The organism is Nitrosospira sp. Is2 (assembly GCF_033095785.1).
GTDB lineage: Bacteria > Pseudomonadota > Gammaproteobacteria > Burkholderiales > Nitrosomonadaceae > Nitrosospira.
On record NZ_CP137134.1, the window covers coordinates 640,966 to 665,709 of the forward strand.

Consider the following 24,744-nt stretch of genomic DNA (forward strand, 5'->3'; position numbering starts at 1 on the left):
ATCGACCATCGACCATCCGGATAATGAGCCATGCGATCATTCGCCCCACGATGCCAGTCGATATTGACAGTCCGAGGCGTCCCCGCTGCAAACTTAGATGAGATCGACCGGAACAGAGGCGGATTGCAACGGCTAGAGGTCAACTGAAAGCGAGGTCCACAGGGATGGAAGACTCAAAAGAGCGAGTAGAGCGATAAATTAGGTATTCACCCTATTGCCGTCTTTGAATGAGGAAAATGCGATGAAAAGAAATTTCACCATTTCGCTTGCTCGTTTAGCTTTTACTTAAGAAAAGGCTCTGCCTCAACTAACTTCTCCCCACTTGGAGATGCTCTGGGGGAGGGTGCCAAGCGCGGGGAGCTTTCGGCGCATGAGAAAAGGGCTGTCCCTGAAACTCAAGATTGCGAGGGCACGTCCGTGCGAGAGTGATATAGCCGGGGAGCAAAGTGCATACGAGTTGTTCGGGACTTGAGAGGAAAAACTATGAGTAGTTTTTACAGCGATGTCATTTTGAAAGACCCGCGTTTTAACAGCACGGATCGGGTTGAAGACCAGTACCTGCTTGAGCCGTTAACGCGACAGAAAGTTGAGGGGATCATCGCAGCCGCTAAAGGGAGGGGGCTCAATCTGATGGTTTTTGAGACCTATCGCAGCCAGGCAAGACAAGGGTTATTGTTCAAGCAAGGGGCCACCAAGCTCAGCAAAGTGGGGGTGCATCATTATGGTCTAGCTTGCGATATTGTGAAATCCATAAATGGCATACCTTCTTGGGAAGGAGATTTCTGCATTCTCGGTCAATTGGCTTATGAGCACGGTTTAATTTGGGGTGGGGACTGGGGAGCACCGGCAAAACCTCATACCTTCATTGATACCGTTCATGTACAGCGCTGTTCAGTTGCACGGCAGGCTTCGCTTTTTGCGGGTGAGTGGTATCCTGATGACGTTTACGATCCTTATCAAGACTAAGCGACCAGCGTGGGTTCGGGTTCTTTCTGTTCTGTTCTTGCTGGCGCTTATAGCCCCCGAGCCCGTCTTTCCCACGTCATCCTCCGTAAGGGATAAATCGCGCCATGGGGAAATAAGACAGATAGACCAGATGTATGACAAGATAAATGCGCAGATCGGGACAGAAAGGCTTGTTGAATCGCAACGAAAGTTTGAATATTGCGAGCCATATGCAGACGCATTGCGCATTGTGCATGTTGACGACCTAGGAATCGTACGCCACTACCTTGTAGAGCGAGGTTCGGAAGACTCGTCAATGAAGCTTGATTCCTATTATGATGATAAGGGTCGTTTACGCCTCGCCTTGATCGAAGGAAGGGCTGTGAATGGGACCCTTATTCGTTATCGCATTTATTATGACCAGCACGGCGGCCGGATCCATGAGCATCGCGATAAAGTCACAGGGCCTGGTTATCCCTTTTCGTCAGCATTGGAAGCACGAAACTTGGTCCGCAAGCCGCTGGGGTCATTCCATGCCGGAAATCCTTGTCCAGAGATCATGGACCCCTGAAACTGGAGTTGACCCGTTTTCGTCGAAAGCCGGGGAACTCAACCATCGGCAGGCCCCACATCCATAGAAGCGCTGCTTCACAAGTCAGCTCCTTTTCTAAGAATTGGAACTCCACTAGGTCAAGAGCTAATGGCAGGGGCAGGTCAAGTGCATACTGTATCAACTGAAGTCTGGTTAATTACAGGCCAGCTAGTGCATCAGTCGAGAGCTCAAGTTCGGTTATTTTTTTGTTTCTACCACCGTCTTTCCACCAACATACGCTACTCCGCTTATTCCAAGGAATGCCAGCCAAGTCGGATCAAAAGTAGGAAAAGTGAGTTGCTGAACAACATGAAGGATCCCAATAAACAGCAATAATAGGTTCACGACTATCGCCTGAAACCGATATATCTGCGGTTTCTCTACTCCGCCCGCGCTCGTGATTAGATCATAAAATATTCCTTTTGACGGAAAATAAGATGACGTCTCACGTATATCTTTATCTACGACCATCGATATGACGCCTGTACTAACGCTCAGTCCAACCAAGCCCAATATGGATTCATCAATTGGGACCAGGTCGTTATATATAATCCACAGATAAACGCTTGATAGCACTGTAAAGCAGAACCATAAACCCATTTGTACTCGCGAAAAGCTAAATGTTGCTCGCGGTGGGGACTTCACTGGCTCTCCCAAAACCAGGCCTATTAGTGTTTTTTGATTCTCAGCTTCAGGTGGTAGCCAACCTTTTGCCGCGTTCTTTGCCGCCTGTTCGTATTCGCTATTTTTTGTAGGATCATAGCCAGAGAAATTATCATGGAGCCATTGTTCTCTCTTCTTCACATCTTCCGGTAAGTTGTTTCGCAGTAACTTGGCTCTCTCCCAGAATTCGGGAAGCGGTACATCGCGAAAAATATCGGTGCGATATATCGCCCAGATAAACACCCCCGTTAAAAAAGCAACAAGTAAAAAAGCTGCCCATTTTCGCGGATCCACCGTAATCGAAACACGATATATATCGGTCAACTCATTGGAATAAATAGTTGCCGGCGCATTCGCTCCATCCCAGCCCAAGGCGACATGTAAAGGGTGTGGGTGCGTCAGCCTATCCCCTTTCCCCGAATGATAGAGAGAAATCCAGAGCTTTTGACTGTTTGGTCCCGGCTTAACGTAATAGCGTAAATTGATATGATTTCTGCATACAACGATAGCAGGAGCGTCTGTATCCATAACAAAACCATTCAGCCACAAGCGAAGCTCTTTTCCTGTTAAAGCCAAGTATTTACGAAGATCTTCATCGTTCTTGATATTGACCGATAAAACTCCCGTTCCTTCTAAGACAGGTCGTTCTTTTTCTTTTGAGTGCGGTTCTTTTTCTTCTGAGGTTGCTTCCTCACAAGGTATCTCGTCCGTCTTGCCTTTTAATACTTTAAAGTCTGTAATAGTTATCAAAAGCGGTATTTTCAGCGGTTCAGACTTCGGAGGTTCAGACTTCGGAGGTTCAGACTTCGGAGGTTCAGACTTCGGAGGTTCAGACTTCGGAGGTTCAGACTTCGGAGGTTCGGACTTCGGAGGTTCTGATTTCGGTGAGGTGGGATTGGAGCCTTCTTCGCTAGAGACAGATGTTGCCCCCATGAGCGTAACGATCAGAAGCAGAAAAAAGCTCACGACGAAGAATGAGACGTTTTTTTTCATTTTACTCTCCGTTTTTTACTATTCTCCAATTACCGACTTTGTTAATTTTTTCAATCCTGCTTAATCCTCACTATAGTAAAGAAGATGTAAGTTCACACAGGCATGGACAAGCTCGATGGAGTTGAAAAAGATAGTCCATGATTGCTGTCTTGATTAAAGGAGAAAAAGAATGTCAAGCCCATTACGCCATACGAGCCTTAAGCATCTGCTTTCTCATCTACCTCATATCTCGATAGTTGCATTTGTTGCGTTAACAGGACTCTCGGGTTGCGCAAGTATTTCTCCCGCTCCTTTTACCTCCCTCAGTACCTCAGTTCAACAACTTCGCGAGGGGGCAGATGCTTCACTTAGCATGGTCCAGGATCGCACTCGCGACCGTTATATCATTGAGGCGGCTTCTGGCGATTTGTCAAAAAGCATCAATGCACTCCTGCTCACTCAACCTGATAACGAATTATTTGGTTGGATTAGTTCGGATCCCCCTCTATTCCTTAGGGCTTCACGTTTCCGTGACGGGATTTATCGGCTTAACTCGGTCCTCGTCGAATACGCCGGCCTTTTAGGGCAAATGGCCTCTCCCGATCTGATTGATCCAAAGACTTTCGAGCAACTGGCAAGAGACTTGAACAGAAATGTGAAGACGGCCGCTCAGGCCTTTACTTTCTCTCACCCGACTGACAAAGAAATTGCTATGTTCTCTGCGCTGTCTACCGCCGCATTCCGTGCATATCTACAGAACAAGCAGCGCTCATCGCTTTTAAAAGCACTTGAGGCAAATCAGTCAGCAATTCAAGACACAGCGGACTTAGGAGCAATGGCCGTCCGGATGGCGGCTCAGATGCTGCGCCATGAATACGATAATACTAGCCAAAAACTTGCCAAAGCCCTTGCCGTACAGCCCCCACCCTCAAAAACTCAGATGGAAGCGGTTTTTAGGGAACTCGTCGTGCTAGATGAAAAATATATCAAGGAGCTGTTAATAATGAGTGCATTACATCAATCATATGTAGCCTTACCTTCAGCGCATAGGGATCTCGCGTTGGGGCTAGAGAACCCCAAACTTACGCTACCAATGGTTCAGGAGATTTCTGAGAATGGTCGCCAGCTATATCGGCTGTATGAAGAGCTGCGCAAGAATGGCAGTAAATAGAATTATATCCATACCGCTTCCTAACTCTTTGACTGAAAAGTATTAACCTCCCGAGGAGATTCCAATGGAATATAAAATGACGGACAAGGAGAGAACTCTGGAATCCTTGATAGCTGCACATCGTCAAGGACAACTTGCTGAGATCAGTCTTCGTTGCCAAAACAGGCCTCTTGAGGCGGACAAGGTCTGGGAGCGTAATGTTCGTCTTTCAATTGAAATTGATATTCTTGTTGGACATATGATTGACGAATGGCTTGGTGCTGCTGACCTTACTACCACCGCTCTTGTGGACGCAAATGCCAAGCTGGTGGACGTTGTCAAAGATATAAAGAAAAAGATAGAGATTGCATCTAACGTCGTCAAGGTGATGGAGTGTCTCGATGAAGCAATTGCTATCGCGAAGAAGGTCTTGGCGGCTTAGCGGGTTGCTACTGCTCAACACGCAGCGACCGGAGCATCGCTGAAGCGCTACTAGCATGGGGACAAGGCACCTGTCGTCCGTAAGTTACCGAACGGATTACCGATTGCAGTACCAGACGCTCGTGTCGGATCGCCTGCCTTCATCGCATGCCCCGTACAGCGCCCTCACTGTCAAGTCATAACGGTTCCTGGCTGTACCTTGTCTGCACTACTATATTCATTGAAGTCCTCGCCCGCGTCTGCATAACTAATTAGCCAATCACTAGGAACCACTTTTGGAAAGATCAAACGTCTAGTCCCGAATTGCTCCACCCAAGCATTCCTTTCAGAGCGATTATTGAACTTACTGCATTGTCGGTCGCCCCGCTAATTGCTTATCAATTCCTCAAGGCGGGCGAAGGATCTTTTTATAAAATGCTTACATACGTTGACCTTGCCGGGACATCGCGGATCATTTAATTAGCTGCAGTGGGGCTATGGCTCGGTGCGAACAACTTTGAAGAAGGGCCGATATGTGCCCTTTCCTTCTTCGCGGAACATCCAACTTTTTCCGGCTTCGCTATCATCTTCGGGAAGCTGCGGGAAGTTGTACGTTGCTCCACCGATCGAATCACTCTTGCGATCGAGGCTTTCTGGGTTGTCTCGAAGTGTTCGAAGAAATTGGTTATCGATGGTAAGGCTTACGGTGCCTATGTGATCATCGCTAAACCAGTCGGCGACGGTCTTTCCGATAGCGTCGGAAAATTCGTTAATATAGTCTCCGGCTGCGTGGAGTATTGCCTCAGCAGCGAGTACAGCGACACCGGCGGCTGGTACAAAAGCTGTGAGGGTGGCAATCCCGGCTTGCATATGGGCAGTGTTCAGAGCACTAATTTTTTTGGCCGCATCCTCAGGTTTCGAAAAGGTTTCTTCGTCAAATAGTAGGAGACTCAAGGCGATATCCGAGTCTCCGGGCACCGCAATGTCGACGGCTAAATCGATATTTTTTCCGAACACCGTGCCCACGTGCACGTCTCCAATGGCATCGTGGTTAATCTTCGTTGTAACTGCCGACTTCGTTTTATCTCGGGGATCTAACGTAGTCACCGATGAAATCAAGAATGGTTCGTCCGTTCCCCCCGGATCATCTGTGCCAAAACAACGGATGCCCTGCAGCCTTATCGTTACATGGAATCGTTCCCCCACATCGGGAAAATTTCCTTCGCCCGCAGGCCTGATTATCGATCCGAAACTGTAAGGTTTTCGAAAGTCACCTTGCGGTGTCAGTGTGACAGGACCGGTGGGAGACCCCACCGTAAGAATACCCAAATTCGCCACATAATACTGCTCGATCTCTCGTTCTGCCGCCTCCTGAGCGGCAATGGCCTCACGTAAAGATTTTGTTCCAAATTTTCGCACTAAGTCAGTTAAAGAAATAGGACGGGGCCCAAGCCCAATTTTCGTTGCAAATTCACTCACACTAGTCATTATCTTTTCCTTTATAAGAGTGCGTACCCTAGCTTCGTGCTGGAGATGCGGTTAAAGGACATTTAAGCTAACTAACAGCCGTAGGGTTGCTTCTAAAAATTGGCTCATCAAGCACCAGCCGTGGCTGGTATTCGCTAACGGGAAAACCTGTTATGGCCACGTCTTCTCCCGTGGCGGTGACGCAGCGATTCAAGATTAAACGCTCCTGGAAGGATAGGTAGATAGCCAACTGGGAGCGGTTATTCAAACACGCTCCCGACCGAGGTCTCATTGAAGCGCCACTAGAATTGGGATTTGGGCACGGCCCTCCTTAAGCGGTCGAAGCGCCTTTCCAATTACAGTACCGAATGCTTGCATCGGATCCCCCGCCTTCATTGCATGCCCCGGCGTTGGCGAGGTTGTCAGCAGATCGCCTACTTCGATTCCCCCAAAGTCCGCATCCACTTTGCAGAAGACTTTTCCCATCAATGCAACGGATTGTCTATTGCCCCCTGATTGCTGCTTATCCAGGACAAGGCCCGGCTTGTAATCACCAGCGCCTGAAATTACGCCTGCAACGCGCTTGTCATACGCTTGTTGGCTTTCGCATAAAGCCCCTTCACTACCAAAAACCATCACTGTTCCTGCCAGCACTTTCTCTGCGCCAGATACATCGAAGTCTTCCGCTACATCTGCATTCACTAACTGGATGTCGCCAGTTACAAGAATATTTTTATTTACGTGGAGGTCTTGATTTACAGAAAAAGCTTCCGCTACCACTTTTCCTTTGACAGCTAAGTCCTTTTCAATCTCAACGTTACCGCCGCTAAATAGACCCGCTAACGTACCGCTAGCGAAGCACGTACCCTGCACAGCGGGTATTTCCGCTTGATTTGTCCCGCCCTTTACGGGGAAGTGTGTCATTTCTCCAACTTTGTCGGTGGCGGTCTCGACGTGCTTGCCTATTTCCCCTGCGCCTCCTACTATCGTTGCATTTTTTAGGTCGTCTTTCATTGAATGCCTCCTTAGTCTTATTGATGAAAATACCAACAAAAGGAAATCTACTTTCCTGTGCTCATCCGACTCTGCCACTTAGCAAAGCTAGGTGGACAGCGACGCCTCTAACATCGGGATTCAAAGTCTTCTGATCAATCGACCTAATCGACTATTTGGACAAGCACGATTATTCATAGCATATGTGTTATCAGTTTCAAGCTCTTTAACAAAGGCTCCAATAGAAAAATCCTCATCCGAAGCTAGCAGACTAATTCTATCTGACTCAACAGTATTTACCGATGTACCGAGGTAAAAGGAGCTCAGGCGGAACGTAGGTTTTAGATAAAAAGGAGAGGTGCTTAAGGGAGTTTGACGCTAAAGGTTGGACTAAGGTCTTTCTTTTCGCTAAGTAGAATTAAAATGGCCGCATGGTTCAGCGGTATCTGTTCCATGGAATCACCGAGGACAAGATACCAAAGGCCAACATGATCGTCGACCTCATCTTAATTGCTCACGAAACCTCCCCTCTGTCAATTTCGCGCGTGAGCTTCCCCCTCAAGTAGACAGTTCAGAAGTAGAATTTTTCCCTGCGAGCAGACGCTCATGGAACACAGCCGAGGGCAGGCTTCCCAGCGCGTCATGGGGTCGTTCTTCGTTGTAGCTTTGTAGCCATTGAGTGCGTGATTTCTCGCACCTCATCAAGTGAGGTAAATAGCCAATTGTTGAGCACCTCCGCCCGATATGATCGGTGAAACGCGCGATGAAATCATTTTGATTCGGCTTGCCATGCTGGATGAAGCGCAGTTCAATGCCCTTGTCCTGGCACCAGTCGGCGAAGTACTGTGAGGTCACTTCCGGGCCATTATCGAGCCGGATCTCATCCGTATCTCTTTGGGGCAACCCGCGCCGGGTTTCGAGTTGCTGCAAGACTCGCACAACTCGTTGGGCGGGCACAGGATCAATCTCGATAGCTAACGCCTCTCGTACGCTTTCATCCAGGATATTCAAGGTGCGGAATCGCCGGCCCTGGTAGAGGCTGTCGCTCATGAAGTCCAGCGACCAGACTTCATTGGGCAGCTGCGGTGCATCCAGCGGCTGCATTGGTCTGATCAATCGTTTCTTCGTACGACGGGGCAGATTGAGCTTCATGGCGCAATACACCCGCCAGACTCGCTTGTGGTTCCAAGGATGACCTTTAAGCCGCAGCCGGTCATGGCATTTCCAGAATCCCCAACGGCCATGCTTGGCAACAATCGCATTGAGCGCCCCAATTACCGGCGCATCCCGCACTGCAAACTTGTTCTCGTCCCGGTAATACGCCGCCCGTGACAGGTTCACCAATTGGCAGGATTGTCTGATCGACAGCTTCTGATCACCCGCCAAGCGCAAAACCATGTCCCGGCGCTCAGACGGCGCTACAGCTTTTTTAATACCGCCTTGATCGCCTCCTTCTCCAAGGCCAGGTTCGCGTACATGCGCTTGAGCTGACTGTTCTCCGCTTCCAGCTCCTTTACACGCACTAACTCCGAAACCTCAAGCCCACCATATTTGGCCTTCCACTTATAGTACGTCGCCGAACTGATCCCATGCTTGCGCCAGATCTCGTTGACCGCAACTGCACCATCAGCTTCCTTCAATATCCCAACAATCTGGCTACCGCGATTTCTTCATTTGAACCCCAGCCAAAATTCTGCGAGAAAGTTCTACTTATTGCATGTCTACCAGACGGCGAAGCTTACGCAGCGGCGGAAGAAGTAGTCTTGACACGCGATATTAATAAGCTATGTTTAAATTTCCTAAACCACAATTGGAGTTGCCGCTATGAAACCTGAACCAGTAACCGATGTTGATATTGAGAGCTTTGCAAAAAAACTTGATCAGTTTAGAGGGACGCTAAATCAGAAAGAGAATACAGTTCTGTTGGGAATTATGGATTTGGCCGATAAGTCTCTTCTAAAGAAGGAAGGCGCGCCAACACCAAAAAAGAAGCTGACTCTGGAGCGCGAGTCTATTCGAGAATTGACAATTTGGGACCAACTTATTGGAATGAACGAGACGGGTATTAGTCTCTGGGGCTGTCCAGGCGCCAAGCTTGGTGACGACGTCATTAACCCGCCCCGGCCCGTGAAGTAATTCTGCTTCTTCCGACGTGCTAATGATGGTAACGCGATGAATTCGATTAGAAATCTAGCGTTGCTATCATTAGTTAGGAAAGTGTTATCCGATTAAACCCAGGTTAAGATAAAGCGCTTCTGGTGCTTGGCGTAGTGAGTTGTCTTAAAAGAGCGCGATAGTCAGAGTACTAGACCCATTTCGCGATGCGTGCCGGCCTTTTCTGGACAAAAAATGGAATTGCGAGAAATACCACGAATTGCCGCTAACGAGTTCAGGCCTTCGCGCTGGGGCGGAGAACCACGGGTTGTGGTTGGCAATGTTAAAAGTTGGAAGGCGCTTCAGCTTTGGGATCCAGATTATTTAAGGTCGGCGATCGGGGAGCAATATATACCGATACGAGAGACCGATGGTCCGCCCCGAAACATATATCAAAATCTAGCCCAAGGCGGCAAAGTCGCTTTCACGCAGTATCTAGATTGGGTTTTGGATACAGCTAATGCCGCAGACATCCGGAATATAGAAAAAAAATATAGCGACGTATCGGATATTACGCGAGCGATATGCAAGAGTGGATTTGAGGCTTCTTATTATTTAAATATAGAACTTGAGGAGCTCTCAAAAAAACTGCTGCAAGATATCGAGATTCCCAACTGGTACAAAGGTCGGCCTTCGGTTGTGAATTTTTGGTGCGGAATTTTAGGTACATCATCAGGGCTTCATTCAGATATTGCGCCTAACTGTAATGTTCAAGTAAGGGGTCACAAGCATTTTATCCTGTTTTCGCCAAGGCAAGCCAAGTTCCTTTATCAAGGTCTTGGGATAACTCATTGCCTTTTTGATCCTAACCTGCCTGATTTTGACCGTTTTCCATTGGGGCGCAAGGCCTCTGGCTGGCAATGCAGATTGAAGCCGGGCGACTCACTCTATATTCCAGTTGGGTGGTTTCATCAAGTTACCGTTACATCGAAGTGGGCGTTGAACGTTAATTTTTTTTGGCCGAGACCCTTCCCGCAAGGGGTTCTAACACCTTCGTTATGGCGGCTATTTATGCGAAAAGGTTGGGCCAGATGGCACATATTTCTCGCTTCAAGCATGAATAAAGGTATTAAGTGATTCGCGAGCTTCATAGAATGGTTTTTGTCTATCCAAATATCGAATTCCGATGACATCCTTGTACTAGGGTTCCCTGGCTATATAACAACTTTTGCACCAGATGAAAGACAATTATCAGGACCTTGTCTCTGCAGGATTCTTTATGCTTCGCACTCCTACGTTCCCATGGGATGAGATTGAGAAGTGGGCCCAAGGACTTTTAGCCTGTAGCGCTATCGAAGAAGGTGCCGATGTTGAAGCTGCTTTGAATTTAGACACGGCAACTTTACGAAACCGGTTACGGCAAATTGTGAGCCGTCCCGAAATGCGTGCAGCGCTATACGTCGCCTCGCCTGGTCTTAATTCCCGCCTAGGACCATGGCTTTACGGAGATGAAAGTGCAGTTGCGCTGAAAGTCGAATCGGCGATCGTTCGTTATTTCATGAGGATGGCGGGACGAGCTACTCCATTTGGCCTCTTTGCAGGAACGAGTGTCGGTGTAATTGGCGAGCATACGGATCTTCAGATACCTGAGCTTTCTGAGCAATTTAGGTACACGCGTGTCGATATGGGATATATCCACGAGCTAATAGAACGTTTCTCAAACACTGCTGAGATTCTCCCCGAGCTCCGTTTTCATGCCACGCCTGCGTCATACGAGGTTGGCGGGCGTCTCCGTTATTATGAAAAACGTATGTCTAAAAAATTGCAAACATTCCATCTTGTGGATGTAGAACCCTCTCCTCAGCTATACGTGGCTCTTGATTTCGCGAGCCGAAGTAAAGGCGCAACAATGCAAGAAATTGCCGCTGCAATTGTCGCAGCATTTAAGAATGTAGAAATAAGCGAGGCTAAGGAATATGTGCAGGAACTTGTAGATGCCAATCTGCTTTGCCATTCGCTAACGCTAGCAGTAACAGGGAGGGAGCCTATTTCTGATCTAATTGTGAAACTTCGAACTATGCAGGGGGGGGGCTCAATTGCTAATATGCTTAAAAACGTGCTCGACGATCTTGAGGCGCTAGATTACGAAGGCTTTGATGTGGAACCGAGGCGTTATGAGCAGATCGCAGTAAAGCTTAAGTCTTTATATGAAGATGCGGATGCTACGCATTTTTTCCGAGTAGATCTACATAAGCCGAACAAGGGTCTCCTGCTGGGTAAAGCGATAACAGACGAGATAAGGAAAGGTTTGGAAATACTCGCAAATATTTCACCTGCCCAAGAATCTCCTATTAGCAACTTTGCTCGCCAGTTCGAGCAGAGGTATCAGGGACGGGAAGTCCCTTTGCTTGAAGCCCTAGATGAAGAAACGGGAATAGGTTTCGATGTTGGAGATGGTAAAACCAGCGCTTCTCCGTTGGTTGCGGACGTTACCTTTGAAAAGTCTTCCCAAGACATTATCCGTTGGGGTCATCGCGAGGAATTTCTTTTCGGAAAACTAGGGGAGGCTCTTCAAGATGGGTCATCAGAAATTGTTCTGACCGAGTTGGATATTCAGGAATTATCAACAAAAAAAGCAGTCGCCTACCCCCCAGGGCTCGGCGTTATGGCTTCTATCGGAGCCCATTCCCATGAAGGCTTGGGGCGTGGAGAATACAAGATTCATTTGCAAAAGGCCGTGGGGGCGACATCGGGAAAACTATTTGGCCGCTTTTGCCAGACTGATCCAGAACTTGAAAGACACGTGCGGTCTGCTCTTCAGAAAGAAGAAAGTTATGATCCTAGGCTTATCCATGCGGAAATTGTCCACCTCCCGCAAGGGCGGGTGGGAAACGTGATTTGCCGTCCTATTCTTCGCGAGTATGAAATTCCGATTTTTGGAGGTTCAAGTGCTCCCGAAAGCTCTCAAATCCATCTCAGCGATCTATTGGTATCGGTCGTTGACCGCGAAGTTCAACTCAGATCGGCAAAACATAACCGGCGTGTAGTACCGCATCTAACATGCGCACATGCCTTCCGTAAGCACGGGCTCAGTATTTATCGGTTTCTTGCGAGCGTCGAAGAACAAGGATTATCTCCCGAATTCAGTTTTTCTTGGGGAAGTATGCGCTCAGCCCCATTCTTGCCGCGAGTGAGCTTCGGTAAATTCATTTTATCTTTGGCTAAATGGAATATTCCGAATAGCATGCTGCAGATGATTTACACGCTTCACGGAAAGCAGCGGTTTTTGGCGATGCAAAAGCTGCGCTACAAGATCAAGTTGCATCGGTTTGTTTGGCTCATAGAAGCAAATAACTATCTCCCGGTAGATTTCGATAACATTTTATCGATTGAAAGTTTTTTAAGTGCGTCCCGACAGCTAGATACTATTACTCTTAGCGAAATATTTCCTCCTCCCAATGAACTTCTTGTTAGTGGAAAAGAGGGGGGGTTCCATCACGAAATCATTGTGCCCTTCGTTCGAAGGGTTTCTTTCCCTGGTGCGCCCCCCCTTGTAACACTCCCGGGTCCCCCCGCGGTTCCATCTCATAGGGCAAAATATCCTGGAAGCGAATGGCTGTTTGCAAAAATATATTGCGGCGTAACCTCTCTAGACCGTTTGCTAGCCAACCCGATTCCGTCCCTTATACGTACACTAAGAGAGGATGAGGCTATCGATCGTTGGTTTTTTATTCGCTACAGCGATCCAGAATTACATCTACGTCTTAGACTGAGGGGAGACCCTACCCGTCTGTGGCAGGAAGTAGCGCCCAAAATTTTTGCAATTGTAAATTGTAATCGCCATCTCGTTCAAAAAGTTGTTATTGATACGTATGATCCGGAAACAGAGCGTTATGGTGGTAAGGAAGCACTCGATTTTGGGGAGAAGATCTTTGAGGCGGATAGCGAAGCTGCACTTTCCATCATTAAAGAATTCAGAGCAAATGCCGAAGCAAGATGGCAACTTGCTCTCTTGGGAATGGATGGATTGCTTCAGGATCTTGGATTCTCCCTTGTCCAAAAAAAAGATATTGTCTATACGTGTCGCACAGAATTGCTCTCATTCTACGCCAACGAGAGTGGCTTAACCCGTCAGATAGGAAACAAATATCGCAGACTTCGTTCTAATATCGAAACTTTGTTCGTATCTCCACGAAAGGAATATGCAAAAGGCTGCGAAGCGATTTGCGCCCGGTCAAATGTAATCGTTGATCTCGCGACGCATCTCCGGCAAATCGAGGCTGCGGGAAGAATGGAATCGCCCTTGACCACAGTAGCAGGCAGCTACCTCCACATGTGGGCGAATCGTATATTCTGCGATTCCGCGAACGCACAGGAACTTGTGCTTTACGATTTTCTCCATCGCTTGTATGACTCTTGGATACACGACAACAGGGGGGAACTGTCACGACGTGGTGAATGACGGCGTATCCGTTGAGCGACATCTGCAATGTGACCGCAATGAATGACTGCCATTCCGTTGTTAGTGAAATTCGCGTTCGCGGAAGAATGTCCCTTAGTAACTGGTGATAGAACGACTCTTGATGTCTGCATGAGTCGGCTGCTAGCGCAGGAACTTCGAAGAGAGAACAAGCGAGGAATTTCCAGCTATAACTTCGTTAAAACCTCCAAGCGAATGAGCTTTATTTGTTCCAAAAGGTGGCATTTCCGGGAGCACACCGGCCAACCAAAATTACGAACTGTCAGTGCACAGCTGGGCCCGCCGCAATGTTAGGGCCGCAGCCATTAACATCACCAGCGTGGTGTGATAGGTACCAAGAAATTCGCGACGTGTGGGAGAATCGTTCTCGGAATACAAGAAGCCTCCCGCACCCGCTGGACCTTTTACTGATCCATCACTATGTTGGTGCGAAAGCACTGTATCTAATGAGCTAATGTAGCTCATTTCTTTATCAATGCAACTAGATACAATAGCAAATTCCCCGGTAATATCGTCGTCGCTATCCTGAATAAAAATGTTTGTCCAATAAGGAGTCCAGGTACGTAGATACTCTAGCATTTGAAGATTCTTCATAGGTCGAAATCCAAAATCAGATAAATAAAACACCTCATGTGTGATTGTATAGGCTATTTCCCCGGAGATAACCCATGGTTCAGGGCGCGCTTTTATGTATATATTTCGAGTGTTTATTTTCGACCAAGGCAATAGTTCGAGCTTCCAAAGGTTATATTGGAGCGCCAAGTAAGCCCAAGGTTGTAAGGGTAAAACCGCTGCCATGTTAGATCTAGACAACATTCTAATTGCTGCGTGCAGGTTGGCGGAGTAATAACCAAGCTGAAACATTGATGCGTATAAGGTGCAGCAGGGCAGAAAATCGTTTCGAGCCAATAGGAGGTGCATTATTTTGTCTCCATTATCGCACTGCTGCCAAACCCAATCTGAAACGTTCTTTAGTGCGGGCAAACTGATACCGCATCTCTCCAAAAGCCAAACAGTGAGCGCCAATTCGGAGGCTGGCTTTAATCTCGCCACGTCTTCCTTTGAAAACGGACCAGCCGATTGTTTATTTATCGCAAACTGTTGTAAATGTTCGCATACCCAGCCTAGCCCTAGAAGTAAGCTCCGCTTGAGGGATTGTGTATGAAGTTCACTCAGCATTCAATTTACTCAAAAATCTCGTCTCGTATTCTGCATCTCGGAAGTTGGAAATTGTTAGGAGGGTATTCATTACCACGCCCGTTTGTTCAACAAGCCGCGCCAATGTAGTGTTTGTTGCTTCGCGGCGGGTGTATTTGTTTAAGACGAAATACCACCTAATAATATCTATCAGTGATGACGATCTCACGGCATCAGCCAATGCATACATTCCTGTATTGTCAAACGGTAACAAAAATCCGGTACCTAACAATCTTGAAGCGAGATACGGACCTAGAAACCTCAATGATGCGTTCACCCTCACTTGAGTCTCGGACTTAGGTTCAAGAAGAAGTTGGTAATATTTAGCTTGTTCTTCCGTACTACATTGATAAATCATTTCTACCACCCGATCCCTTTGCTGCATCTTTGAAGAGATGATGGAATCGAGCTCAAATTCTAATTTCTGCGTACTACATGTTTCTTCAGATGCTAGGGACATAGGCAACTACTCCCGAGAACATGCTCACAAAACTGCTAATGATAGTTGCGCTCATCCTTTGATAACTAGGAAAAGCGCTGGGGCATACGATTAAAACGACGATAACGTTTTGTCGCAAGCCCCTTTTTTCTCGTTTCTATCCTTCCCTAATTAGGAAATCCCAGCGTTCCATTCGGGTAATGCTTCAAGTTTTACACAATGGAGACAAAAATCGCATTGTGCTGCCTTTAGCTCACCTTTAGTCCCCAACCGGACACCAAGTTGCCGAATACTTTCAAATTCTGCTTGCGTGAGGTATTTCCTAGCTGGACCTTCTTTGTTTTTTTCCAGCTCATAAGTATGGTCCTCTTCAGTCACAACTGCTATCGGTTCTTGACTGAACAATTTTTCCACGATAGCTTGTTGCTCTTCTGTCATCTTAACGCTTTTCAAATCAAATGTGATTCCTACAATTCCGTCCCCACTTTCAAGGGTAATTCTCTTGGAAGGGGGAGTATCCATTTTTATGCTAGTTCTTTCGTCTTTCTGAGAAAAACGCGCGGTCATCGTTGCCATGTTCGCTCTTTCGGTCATTTTATCCTCCTGATAATTGGTACCAATCGGACTACAGAAAGTTAATTGGATATGCTTTTACTAAACATCCTATTAGCAAAATCCGTATACACTTCGTCCTACCCTCGCTCATGTCTCTCCTCTTTGTTATGCACACTTAGTAAGATAGATTATCTGGGGAGTAGTACAAGGATTTTTCCAGAATTTTTTTAACATGCGTTACCCTTTTCTTCAGCGCTACACCTGGTCTACAGACGAAGCTCGGCGATAAAAGCGAAAAGTGTGGACGTCAATGGGTCGTTTAGGACTTGCTATCCTAAAAATTGGATACTTGATTGACGGAAATCTGCCGCGAGGGGATGGAGCGTTTTGATCATTTTGGAGCGGATTTTCCGCCGGGGGCAATCAGCGGATGGGCACTATTGAGCTCACCTTACCATTGAAAATACACGTCCCTTGCCGGTACCCTTGAAGATAAACCGCTGTTTCATGAATGTTGGTCAAATCGACGGTAAATGGTTACATTGGGTCAGGGTAAAAGTCCATTTCAGAGTACATGCCGGCAATCGGAATAGGGTTCCATGGCAAAAACCCACCGAGGCATGTGGTTAATGACTCAGAGTTGCTTCGGGTTAGAGAACCGAGAATCTAATTATTTACTATGAACTTCCGAGTTGCTGGAAGACGACTCCACCCATTTTCATCTTAATATTTGTATAGCTGTCCCCGACCTACCGTACGATCTACCGGAAAAAATCGAATGATGCACAGCCGTTTTGCCGTTATCTCTTCCATTCGTATGCCAGTTCATTGCAGCAATGCTTATCGGTCTTGGTTGTTGCTCCAACTTTAATCTCGCTGCAAGAGAGCCGGTAATCTCGTGGGAACACCGGTATTACTACCATCTCCTAGCGGGCGCTCACAAATTCTCCTAGCCTTACCATTCCTTGCCCACCACCATGCAATGACTATAATCCTGGCCAGTTCCCTTGAATAGATAATGGATAGCCAGGGTCAACTGCATTGCTTGCAATATCGTAGCGAAAATAAACTGTTTTTTGAAAGAAATATGCCTTAAGCTGCCCAGGCCAGACGAAAGCAGCTGTAAAAGGTTGTCCGGTTACCCACAGTCCGGGCCAGTTCCCTTGAATCAAAGCCGGATAGCCGGGATCAACTTTATTCGCGCCGATGTCGTAGCGGTAATACCGGTCATATTGGAATAAATAGACTTTTCCGTCTGGCCACATTATCGCAGCATCAATACGGTAATCTAATTGTGGCCCGGCTAGCACTCCCCGCCAGTTCAAGTTAGTCGGCATCGGAAAGCCCGGGTCAACTCGGTTAGTAGCAATGTCGTAGCTATAATACTGATCGCGGCTAAAGAAGTATGCTTTTCCGTTTGGCCAGACAATAGCACCCTGAATACCTCCAACGGAGGCGTTGTCCAATCCGGGCCAATTTCCTTTGATTGGTTGTGGATATCCTGGATCAACTTTGTCGGCCGCTATGTCGTAGCCATAATACTGACTGCCGCTGAAGAAGTATATTTTTCCATTCGGCCACATAATTGCGGAATCAATGATAGTCATGTTAAGAACTCCTGTTTTCATTCATGGCGTCACAAGGTCGCGCTGTTGGTTTCCCCCCGGCCGAAGGGAATATCTAACCGCAACCGAGCAGGGAGTTGCGCGACCCACGAAACTAATTCGGAATTTCCCTCAGCCATTTGCTCGCCAACGTCCTCCCTAGTTCGTACTTCTGAGCCTGGAGAGCGACGTGTGCCACGCGAAGCATGGCTCTGATATCGGCGTGACGAGTGGCTGGAGGATTAAACTCGCCAAATGATTCCATTGTCATAGTTACGATCGGGTCACGACTACTGGCGTGGCTCCGCGCTCGTTCTCTCGTTCGGATCCTGCGCCCTGATTATCACGGTTCACCTCTAGCATGTTCTCATCTCCTGCAGCAGTTTTGAGAAAAGTTCGCTCCTCGCCGAGTTCAGTCTTGCAGTCTTCGTCATCCAGAAATTCGGCGTCGAAATGCGAGCTCCTTGCACGATGTATAGGTAATAATATTGAAAAGAGCAAGAATTAAGGCGGAATTAAGTTTATTATCAGCCGCCCTTGTCGTAGCGTGAGGGCGCTGACGGAAGCCTTCGAAACCGGACTGGCTTGCCTTACTCGAAGCTCCACCGCCCCCAGCTGCGGAACTCGGACTTAGATAAAGCTGTTGTTCGGTAAATGCTTAGCGAAAACTTCTAGTATTGGGCGCACCAAAGTGTCCTGCTGTAAGGTTTCCCAGTCCCGACCGCATAAAGAGGACTACCACGTCGCTTTCTAGTAATGCATTTTGTGTTACGCGACTTGGCTACATTCGTCATTTGTCAAATTCTTACTTGAAGTCGGCGGTCCTGGGGACGTAATGAATTGAAGGCGACGGAATCGATTCTGAAAGCGATGGTCAGCCTTTCACGGTGAACACGGGTCCCTAGGCCTCGATTACCGCTCTTGCCGGTTTAATAATCCTGCCGGCCGAAGGTGTTTTTTCTCGCCAAAGCCGCACTTCTTGCAGGGGAACATTACGTATATAATACCTCGCCGCATAACCATTAGCCCTTCGTGTCAGAAGCAGAGTTTCGGTATCAAAAGCGAAGTTATCTATCTAATGTATTCTGAATCGCCCCGGCTTTTCTAGACACGCTGAGCCGGTTGAAATACTGATTTTCGAACTCTTATTGGAGAGAAAAACCGTTTGTATAGCCATGACGAGCTTTGGGCTGTAAACATTTCGATTTAGTTGAAGACATTTTGGCGAGCCTCGTTGCGGTCGGGATAGATCTTGCGGCGGATTCGCTCGCGCTTGAATGCTGAAGAAGCTCTCGGCGACCGCACTGTCACAGCAATTACCTTGCCGGCTCATGCTAGCGACCAAGCCATGGGTTTTCAAGAAGCCTTGCCAAGTCATGGCTGCGGTACTGGCGTCCCTCATCGGAATGGACAATGGACAGGTGCTTTGGATTTCGCCGCCAAACTGCCATTAGCGGGGCATTTATAGCCAGTTCGACATCAATTCGGCAACGCATTGACCAACCGATGACTGCTCGAGAACAGGTCCAGCACTACATCCAGATACAGCTAACCTTCGTCGGTCCGGATATAGGTGATATTCCTCACCCAAACCTGAATAGATGCTTCGACATCAAAGTTCTGCTCCAACTGATCCTCAACCGCAGGCGCAGGCTTGCCATAATAACTTGCCCGACGACGATAACCCCTTGGGCCCGCAGTCCTTCCTCCTTCATCAGGTGATAGACCCGCGATGCCTGCCATAGCGCTCGACAAGATCGCAGATCCTGGGTGACCTCCGATAGCCATAGCGCCACCGCTTTCCAGCGGCCATTAATTCGACTGATGTGTTCAGCCAACATGATGCTAACCATCACTCGTGTCGATGCAGCTGGTGACGCCAGCCGTAAAATCCATTTACTGATTCGCGTAAGAAACGGCACGGTCGGGTCACAGTCCCCTGATTCCTTGCCGGGACCCAATCTCGCTTATGGCACCTCACTGCAGGTTCCTTAAAACCGATCTGACTTTTCGTAAATGGTAAATCGCGACTTCTTAATTAATCTCTCCGAATAAAACGCCATGTCTAAAGTTTTTTCGTAAATTCCCAAATATCTACTATGTTAAGTTGTAGCGGTTGTTGTTCCGGCACACCGCATACGTAAGGAAAGACTGAAGTGATAGTGGCTTTCCCTGTCATTAGCCCGGCACAACAGTAACGTTTGGAGAACTGCTGTGCCGGCATGACGTTGCTGAAAGGTCCGATGGTAAGCCGTTTCCGTATTCGAAAGCCGTAAAGCAATTCCTGCGTTTTAGGGCTTAGGAGTAACCTTCAAGCTAAGGGACATTAACCCAAGTAATGTTAGGAGAGCAAAAATGTTTAATAATCCTTTAAATGGTTTGGGCAAAACTTCAAATGAGAAGACTGAGATCAGTGCTGACGTGATGGCCAAGATCAATGCGAGTGGGAAGCTGGCGCTGGAGGAGAAATTTGAGGCAGTTACCCAACAGCGGCGCGAGCAAAACCTCCGTACGGCAGTTGAGCAGCATAAATTGGTCGAAGCGTTACTTGGTTCCACTCGATATGAACAGGCTCCACAAACCGCCCATCCTCCTGAGTTATCGAAGTTAAAAATGCTCGAGAAGATAAGTGACGAAAAATACAGAAATGAGAACCAAAGAATTCTAGACCAAAGGTCGAAATATTCAGCCGCTCGAGCCTTGACTGTGCGGCCATTTCGGACTCTTGACGGCGAGATTGGCGGCATAATTGGCGGCATAATAGGCGGTATATCTGATGGTATAGCAGAGGATACTAAGTTGCAGGTACTCGGGGCGCCCTATGAGGCTTGGTCGAGATCTGGAGGAGCTGACGGAAGGGGGTACCACGTAGCGCAGGCATACGCGGACCCGTTAACGGGTAAGTTCGGCTTTAATCATTTTGCCTACGGAGCCCAAGCTTCAAGTGGAGCGGGAATATGGGTCCAATTTGTACCCGATCCCCCGCTTCCTCGTTTTGTGCAAATACGACCCTATTGCCCTTATTTCTATAAATGGCATGATCACGCCCACTTCTATGTAGCGCACAACAATGCCGGATTTGGGGTCTTAGTTTTTAGCTGGGATATGCAAGGCAATGACCAAAGAATGGAGCAGGACTACAGATATACTATTTGGTCCGATGGTGTCTCGTGGCTGCAGGATCACGACAATCCTAGCGGCGACGCGGGGGACTACGAAAACGCCTTCCAGTGGGGAAATGAGGCACCATATTTCGAAGCCCATTCTGGTCGCATATATAAAGCAGCTATCTGGTGTCATGGCTCATGTGATGGTGACAGTGGCGTTTTTGGAGATTATGGTCAAGCTTCCGCAGCCATCGATGTCAGCGTTCCATGGGTGGTCGTTGGTCAAAGCTAGCGCCCTACCTGCTGGAACAGGTTAAACTGACCCAGTACAAGAGAATGGAGGCGAAGGGATTTGTCAAAAGTTAGCTACCGAAGTGCTGTTGCATTCGTTTAATATTTATGCAGCAGCACGGATGATTTTCTTTTAAGTATCAATGGCTCAACGACTGCGCTTGTCCCAGCAGCATAATGGTACAGTTCGATAACTTAAATGAAATTGAAATAACCGGACCATAAGGGGTTGGCGAAGCTCAAAGATTAAGGAATAAATACCCTTCGCATTATTTTTGTGGGGGAGCTACGACCTCAAAGCGATGAACAGTGCTCACATGCAAAGTACTAGTAATTTCAGGACAAGCCGTACTTACATACGAGCGCGGGGCCATTCCTGCCTGTACGGGAAAGAAGGGAAAGACCGTATTCGAAAAACCCTCCGTCGTAGTTGTGTTTGCAGGTCTCGTACAGACAATAATTTCTGTTGCATTAATTTTTCTGTTTTTCCTGGCGTTAAGAAATTATTTCAGAATCCGGTGATGTTCCATTTAGGGGGGGCGAGGGCAAACGATAGAGAGATGCGATCGCAAGATTCTGATGGGGGTAGCGCCTGTTTAGAAGTCGTAAGTCATTGTTGTCTTCAACGATTGGGACTAGTCGAGAGGCGATAGCCTAGCTGCCTCTTTGACAACTTTTTCGGGACTGTCATTGTAACCACTTGTTGGTTAGGTTCAGCGGCCAAGTGTACTCATCTTAATTTTTGCCCCTGTTAACCCCCCCTCTCCTAATTTCGCGCACAGAATTTTCACGCTAAGCCCTCGGGTTCTATAAGAGAAGTTATTGACTTTTGACCCCCCCTCCCGGTCTCTCCTCTTTTCATTGTCTCGTTTTTTCCCCCGTTAAATCCATTTGTATATATAGGGGGTAAAATAAGTGAAATAAGTCAAGAAAGGTGTACCTATTGGGTTTGAGCCATATATTTAAGGGCAAAAAAGGTAAATTAAGTATGGACCGGAAAAGTGTCCCCCATCTGCTTCCTCACCGCGTGCTACCTTTTTTACCCTTTTCTGCCCCTTAATGGTCGGCCCTGTGTCAAACAGGCTGGCTTTTCTACCTTTTTTTACTTTTCTTCATAACGGAAATACTTGGTTGGCGAGCGTCCATCCGTTTTTGCCTTTTCCTGTTCTATCAATGGCGGAGCCATACTGAGCAGCGTCTCGAGCGCTTTGTCCGTCTCGTTCTTTCGGCTTTTTGGCCAGTGCTTTCTTAGCTTGGTAAGTGTAATCCCCGGATCTCTTGTAATGACCTCCAGTACCTCGGCCACGAAAGGGTCAAGGCCTCCTTCATCATCCCTGCAGTTGAATATATAGGTGACGCTTGAATTCCAGTATTCAACCCAGGCAATAGCCGCATGCAGATCCTGTGACTCAATGACGAGGCGGCCGTCCATTGCAGCAAAAATCATCGCGAGCATGCGCGCATACATTTCCGATCTGGCCAAAAGGCTTCCCGCCTTGCCCTCGCGATCGCGGGTAATGGTTGGATATTGCTCCTCCCACAGCTCCCGGGCAGTATCACTGAACGTAACCTCGTACACATTATCGGCATGCACGTTTCCTTCCGTCACCGCCATTACTGCGTCGGCTACCCGCTGTGCCAGCTCTTCGATCTTTGCCTCTGGAGTCGGGCAAGGTAAAGCAACAAGCTTGGGCCGATAAACGTGGAGTATGATGAACCGGTTCAACAGTCCGTTTGCCACGTCGTTGGCAGTCGCTTTCTCGCGCAGTTCATGACTGGTGATGTGACCCAGGATGGACACGTGAGGACGGGTGGCTCGCGTGCGACTGGTCTTGGTGAGCGGCTCGATGTCGCGGCCATCAAAGAGATTGCGAATGGTGGCTGACAAAGTATTGTTGTCACGCCTCAGCTGGGCGAGGACATTGTCGAATTCACTCTCGATGACCAGCAGTCGCTTGTCGGCTACGCCGGGGTCGCCTTTCTGCTTTCCCTCGGCTTCGACTGGATCACGGATAGCCCATGCAATGCCTTCTCCCGTCGACAGGCCACCAATATGGCACCGGAGACATTCCTCAATCCCTCTTCGCCTGCTTATGATCGCATCAGCGCACCTGAATATCTTCCGCACGGTCGATTCCGAGGTTCCCTTGCGTGCCTTTCCGCTCTTGCCGACGATAAGCGGGAAAGGCCGGCAATGGATTATGGCGTCACCGATGTGCTGGAAAACACCTCGTCCGATTATCGCGCTAAAATAGGTCAGGATGTTTGCCGCGACTGCCACCGGATGAGCCTCGCTGCTGCGGCAGGCAACATCCACAATATCGCTTATGAGGGGAGGAAAACCCATATCCGGCATCCTCGGTGGGGCAAGCGGAGCATCAGCCTCCTCCTCCGCTGGGGGATAGCCCTCCTGTCTGATGACTTCGGGCTGCTCCTCCTTAATTGTCGTAGGTGCCCTTCTCGTCTTTGCCGTTTTTCCTGTCTTCAAGGTCTCAGCACCGGCTGAAGGCTCCGGGTCACGCTCGAATTGAGCCTGGAAATCGAAGTAATCTGCGTCGGCTCCATTCCTTACTGATTCGATCGTTTCGTTCAACGTACGAGCTGCGATCGACTGAGGGCCTGGACCAGGCAGGGTCGCATTGTCCACCTTCCTCGCCGCGGAGATGGCCTGCTCGACCGCTTCCTTTCCTGTAAGCGCATGCATGTCGTTGAAGTCGGTCGGTCTGGTGCTCACACCACCTCCGGAGAAGTCGGGCACTGCCAGTAGCCCCCCAATAGCCTTTGCGGCTTCCGCAGCCTTCGTCAGGCCCGGATTACCCTCCGTCCATTGATCGTTATCGCTGCACAGGATGAGGGTCGCCTCGTTGTACCGTTGCCGCATGGCCTGTGCCACATGCATGAGATTGCCGGCGGTGAACGCAACGGCCACTGCATGGCCCGTAGCCTCGTGAATGCTGCAACCGGTGGCATACCCTTCGGCAATACAGAGAACTTTTGCTGGTGTACCGACCATACAGCAGCCACCTCTGATCTCGCCACCGCTCAGGAAGCGCTTGGTCCCGTCCTCCTTAATGAATTGCAGGCTGGTGAGCTCGTCCTCAATGTAGACCGGAACAATCAGTTGTTTGCCCAGCTGTTTTACTCCACCCCGGGGACTGACGCCTTTCTTTACGAGGTAGGGATGATCAGCTTTTGCATTCCCAGCGCGACTGTAGATCTCCGCTGCCTTGTCCGCTGCTGCCACCTGGAGCCTGCGCTGCTCTTCCTGTATTCCTTCGCGGGCTTTCTTTAATGCTTCCCGGTGAGCCTTGCGCTCTGCAGGCAGCAGCGTCGTTACATCTCTCGCGCTCCAGATCGCCTGCATCCCCGATTTGAAGTCACCAAAGACTGCGCTTTCACCATCGAAAAAAAGTTTGACGTAGCCGCTGGCATTGCCGTTGATTTCCTGACCGACGGGAAAGCGAAGGAATCCGTTACCGCTGGGCTTGAGCCGTTCTGGCCGGTATTGATGCTGCCGCATGTACTCAACGAGGGCAGGGGGTAAAGACCCGTTCATTGCGATACCTCGCTATTCATGAATTTCTCCACTGCAGCTAGGACCGCATCCTCCTTTGTCCCGCCCTGCTTCAATTGACGTGCGCACGCTCGGCATAATGGATAGACGATGATAACGGGTATACGCAATTCAGCCGACGTAGCTCTTATGTGTCCGAATATCTTTCGCGCAGCACTGAAGGGTTTAACGCACGACGCACAGAGGGGGGATTTCCTGCCA

Annotated in this window: 20 protein-coding genes; 9 read left to right on the forward strand and 11 right to left on the reverse strand. The window is 48.5% G+C overall.

Annotated elements, in window-relative coordinates; genetic code table 11:
• Positions 1-483: 483 nt before the first annotated feature.
• Complete coding sequence (locus R5L00_RS02870; protein ID WP_317653272.1) at positions 484-966, forward strand: M15 family metallopeptidase; 483 nt, start codon at positions 484-486, stop codon at positions 964-966.
• Entirely contained in the window at positions 938-1,516 is a 579-nt protein-coding gene (locus R5L00_RS02875) for a hypothetical protein (protein ID WP_317653273.1), read from the forward strand. Before R5L00_RS02870 ends, R5L00_RS02875 begins: the two co-directional genes overlap by 29 nt.
• A 219-nt stretch (positions 1,517-1,735) precedes the next feature.
• Here R5L00_RS02875 and R5L00_RS02880 read toward each other — a convergent pair whose 3' ends face one another.
• Complete coding sequence (locus R5L00_RS02880; protein WP_411555585.1) at positions 1,736-2,950, reverse strand: hypothetical protein; 1,215 nt, start codon at positions 2,948-2,950, stop codon at positions 1,736-1,738.
• Between R5L00_RS02880 and R5L00_RS15785 the strand changes: the two genes are divergently transcribed.
• The 3 genes from R5L00_RS15785 (at position 2,913) to R5L00_RS02890 (ending at position 4,764) form a co-directional block, all read left to right on the forward strand.
• Positions 2,913-3,257 carry a pentapeptide repeat-containing protein gene (locus tag R5L00_RS15785; protein WP_411555586.1) on the forward strand — a complete coding sequence of 115 codons (345 nt, stop codon included), beginning with the start codon at positions 2,913-2,915 and terminating at the stop codon, positions 3,255-3,257. The genes R5L00_RS02880 and R5L00_RS15785 overlap by 38 nt on opposite strands.
• A gap of 105 nt (positions 3,258-3,362) precedes the next feature.
• Complete coding sequence (locus R5L00_RS02885; protein WP_317653275.1) at positions 3,363-4,343, forward strand: hypothetical protein; 981 nt, start codon at positions 3,363-3,365, stop codon at positions 4,341-4,343.
• 64 nt (positions 4,344-4,407) lie between these two features.
• Complete coding sequence (locus R5L00_RS02890; RefSeq protein ID WP_317653276.1) at positions 4,408-4,764, forward strand: hypothetical protein; 357 nt, start codon at positions 4,408-4,410, stop codon at positions 4,762-4,764.
• 473 nt (positions 4,765-5,237) lie between these two features.
• Here R5L00_RS02890 and R5L00_RS02895 read toward each other — a convergent pair whose 3' ends face one another.
• The 4 genes from R5L00_RS02895 to R5L00_RS02910 all read right to left on the reverse strand — a co-directional run bounded on the left by R5L00_RS02895 (position 5,238) and on the right by R5L00_RS02910 (position 8,842).
• Positions 5,238-6,230, reverse strand: coding sequence for a hypothetical protein (locus R5L00_RS02895; RefSeq protein ID WP_317653277.1), 993 nt, complete (start codon positions 6,228-6,230; stop codon positions 5,238-5,240).
• A gap of 267 nt (positions 6,231-6,497) precedes the next feature.
• Positions 6,498-7,223 (reverse strand): hypothetical protein, encoded by a 726-nt coding sequence (locus R5L00_RS02900; RefSeq protein ID WP_317653278.1) that lies wholly within the window; start codon positions 7,221-7,223, stop codon positions 6,498-6,500.
• A 537-nt stretch (positions 7,224-7,760) separates the two neighbouring features.
• Positions 7,761-8,600 carry an IS3 family transposase gene (locus R5L00_RS02905; RefSeq protein ID WP_317653281.1) on the reverse strand — a complete coding sequence of 280 codons (840 nt, stop codon included), beginning with the start codon at positions 8,598-8,600 and terminating at the stop codon, positions 7,761-7,763.
• A gap of 20 nt (positions 8,601-8,620) precedes the next feature.
• Positions 8,621-8,842: a transposase gene (locus R5L00_RS02910; protein ID WP_317653283.1), complete on the reverse strand. Its 222-nt coding sequence runs from the start codon at positions 8,840-8,842 to the stop codon at positions 8,621-8,623.
• Between the two features lie 184 nt (positions 8,843-9,026).
• Between R5L00_RS02910 and R5L00_RS02915 the strand changes: the two genes are divergently transcribed.
• The 3 genes from R5L00_RS02915 to R5L00_RS02925 all read left to right on the forward strand — a co-directional run bounded on the left by R5L00_RS02915 (position 9,027) and on the right by R5L00_RS02925 (position 13,758).
• Entirely contained in the window at positions 9,027-9,338 is a 312-nt protein-coding gene (locus tag R5L00_RS02915; RefSeq protein WP_317653284.1) for a hypothetical protein, read from the forward strand.
• A 213-nt stretch (positions 9,339-9,551) separates the two neighbouring features.
• Complete coding sequence (locus R5L00_RS02920; protein WP_317653286.1) at positions 9,552-10,433, forward strand: cupin-like domain-containing protein; 882 nt, start codon at positions 9,552-9,554, stop codon at positions 10,431-10,433.
• A gap of 100 nt (positions 10,434-10,533) precedes the next feature.
• Positions 10,534-13,758, forward strand: a complete 3,225-nt coding sequence (locus tag R5L00_RS02925; RefSeq protein ID WP_317653288.1) for a lantibiotic dehydratase — start codon at positions 10,534-10,536, stop codon at positions 13,756-13,758.
• Positions 13,759-14,028: 270 nt separating this feature from the next.
• On the opposite strand, the gene R5L00_RS02930 is transcribed toward R5L00_RS02925, so the two are convergent.
• The 5 genes from R5L00_RS02930 to R5L00_RS15790 form a co-directional block, all read right to left on the reverse strand.
• Entirely contained in the window at positions 14,029-14,955 is a 927-nt protein-coding gene (locus R5L00_RS02930) for a DUF6895 family protein (protein WP_317653289.1), read from the reverse strand.
• A complete protein-coding gene (locus R5L00_RS02935; protein ID WP_317653291.1) occupies positions 14,945-15,433 on the reverse strand; it encodes a hypothetical protein in 489 nt (162 codons plus the stop codon). The genes R5L00_RS02930 and R5L00_RS02935 overlap by 11 nt, the downstream gene beginning before the upstream one ends.
• 150 nt (positions 15,434-15,583) lie before the next feature.
• On the reverse strand, positions 15,584-16,006 hold the full coding sequence (locus tag R5L00_RS02940; RefSeq protein ID WP_317653293.1) for a hypothetical protein: 423 nt from the start codon (positions 16,004-16,006) through the stop codon (positions 15,584-15,586).
• Between the two features lie 947 nt (positions 16,007-16,953).
• A complete protein-coding gene (locus R5L00_RS02945) occupies positions 16,954-17,574 on the reverse strand; it encodes a hemopexin repeat-containing protein (RefSeq protein ID WP_317653294.1) in 621 nt (206 codons plus the stop codon).
• A gap of 1,331 nt (positions 17,575-18,905) precedes the next feature.
• Entirely contained in the window at positions 18,906-19,067 is a 162-nt protein-coding gene (locus R5L00_RS15790; protein ID WP_411555587.1) for a hypothetical protein, read from the reverse strand.
• Positions 19,068-19,926: 859 nt separating this feature from the next.
• Between R5L00_RS15790 and R5L00_RS02955 the strand changes: the two genes are divergently transcribed.
• The gene (locus R5L00_RS02955; RefSeq protein ID WP_317653295.1) at positions 19,927-20,970 is read left to right on the forward strand and encodes a hypothetical protein; all 1,044 of its coding nucleotides are present in this window, start codon (positions 19,927-19,929) and stop codon (positions 20,968-20,970) included.
• A gap of 1,101 nt (positions 20,971-22,071) precedes the next feature.
• Here R5L00_RS02955 and R5L00_RS02960 read toward each other — a convergent pair.
• Complete coding sequence (locus tag R5L00_RS02960; protein WP_317653296.1) at positions 22,072-24,525, reverse strand: DUF3987 domain-containing protein; 2,454 nt, start codon at positions 24,523-24,525, stop codon at positions 22,072-22,074.
• Positions 24,526-24,744 lie beyond the last annotated feature (219 nt).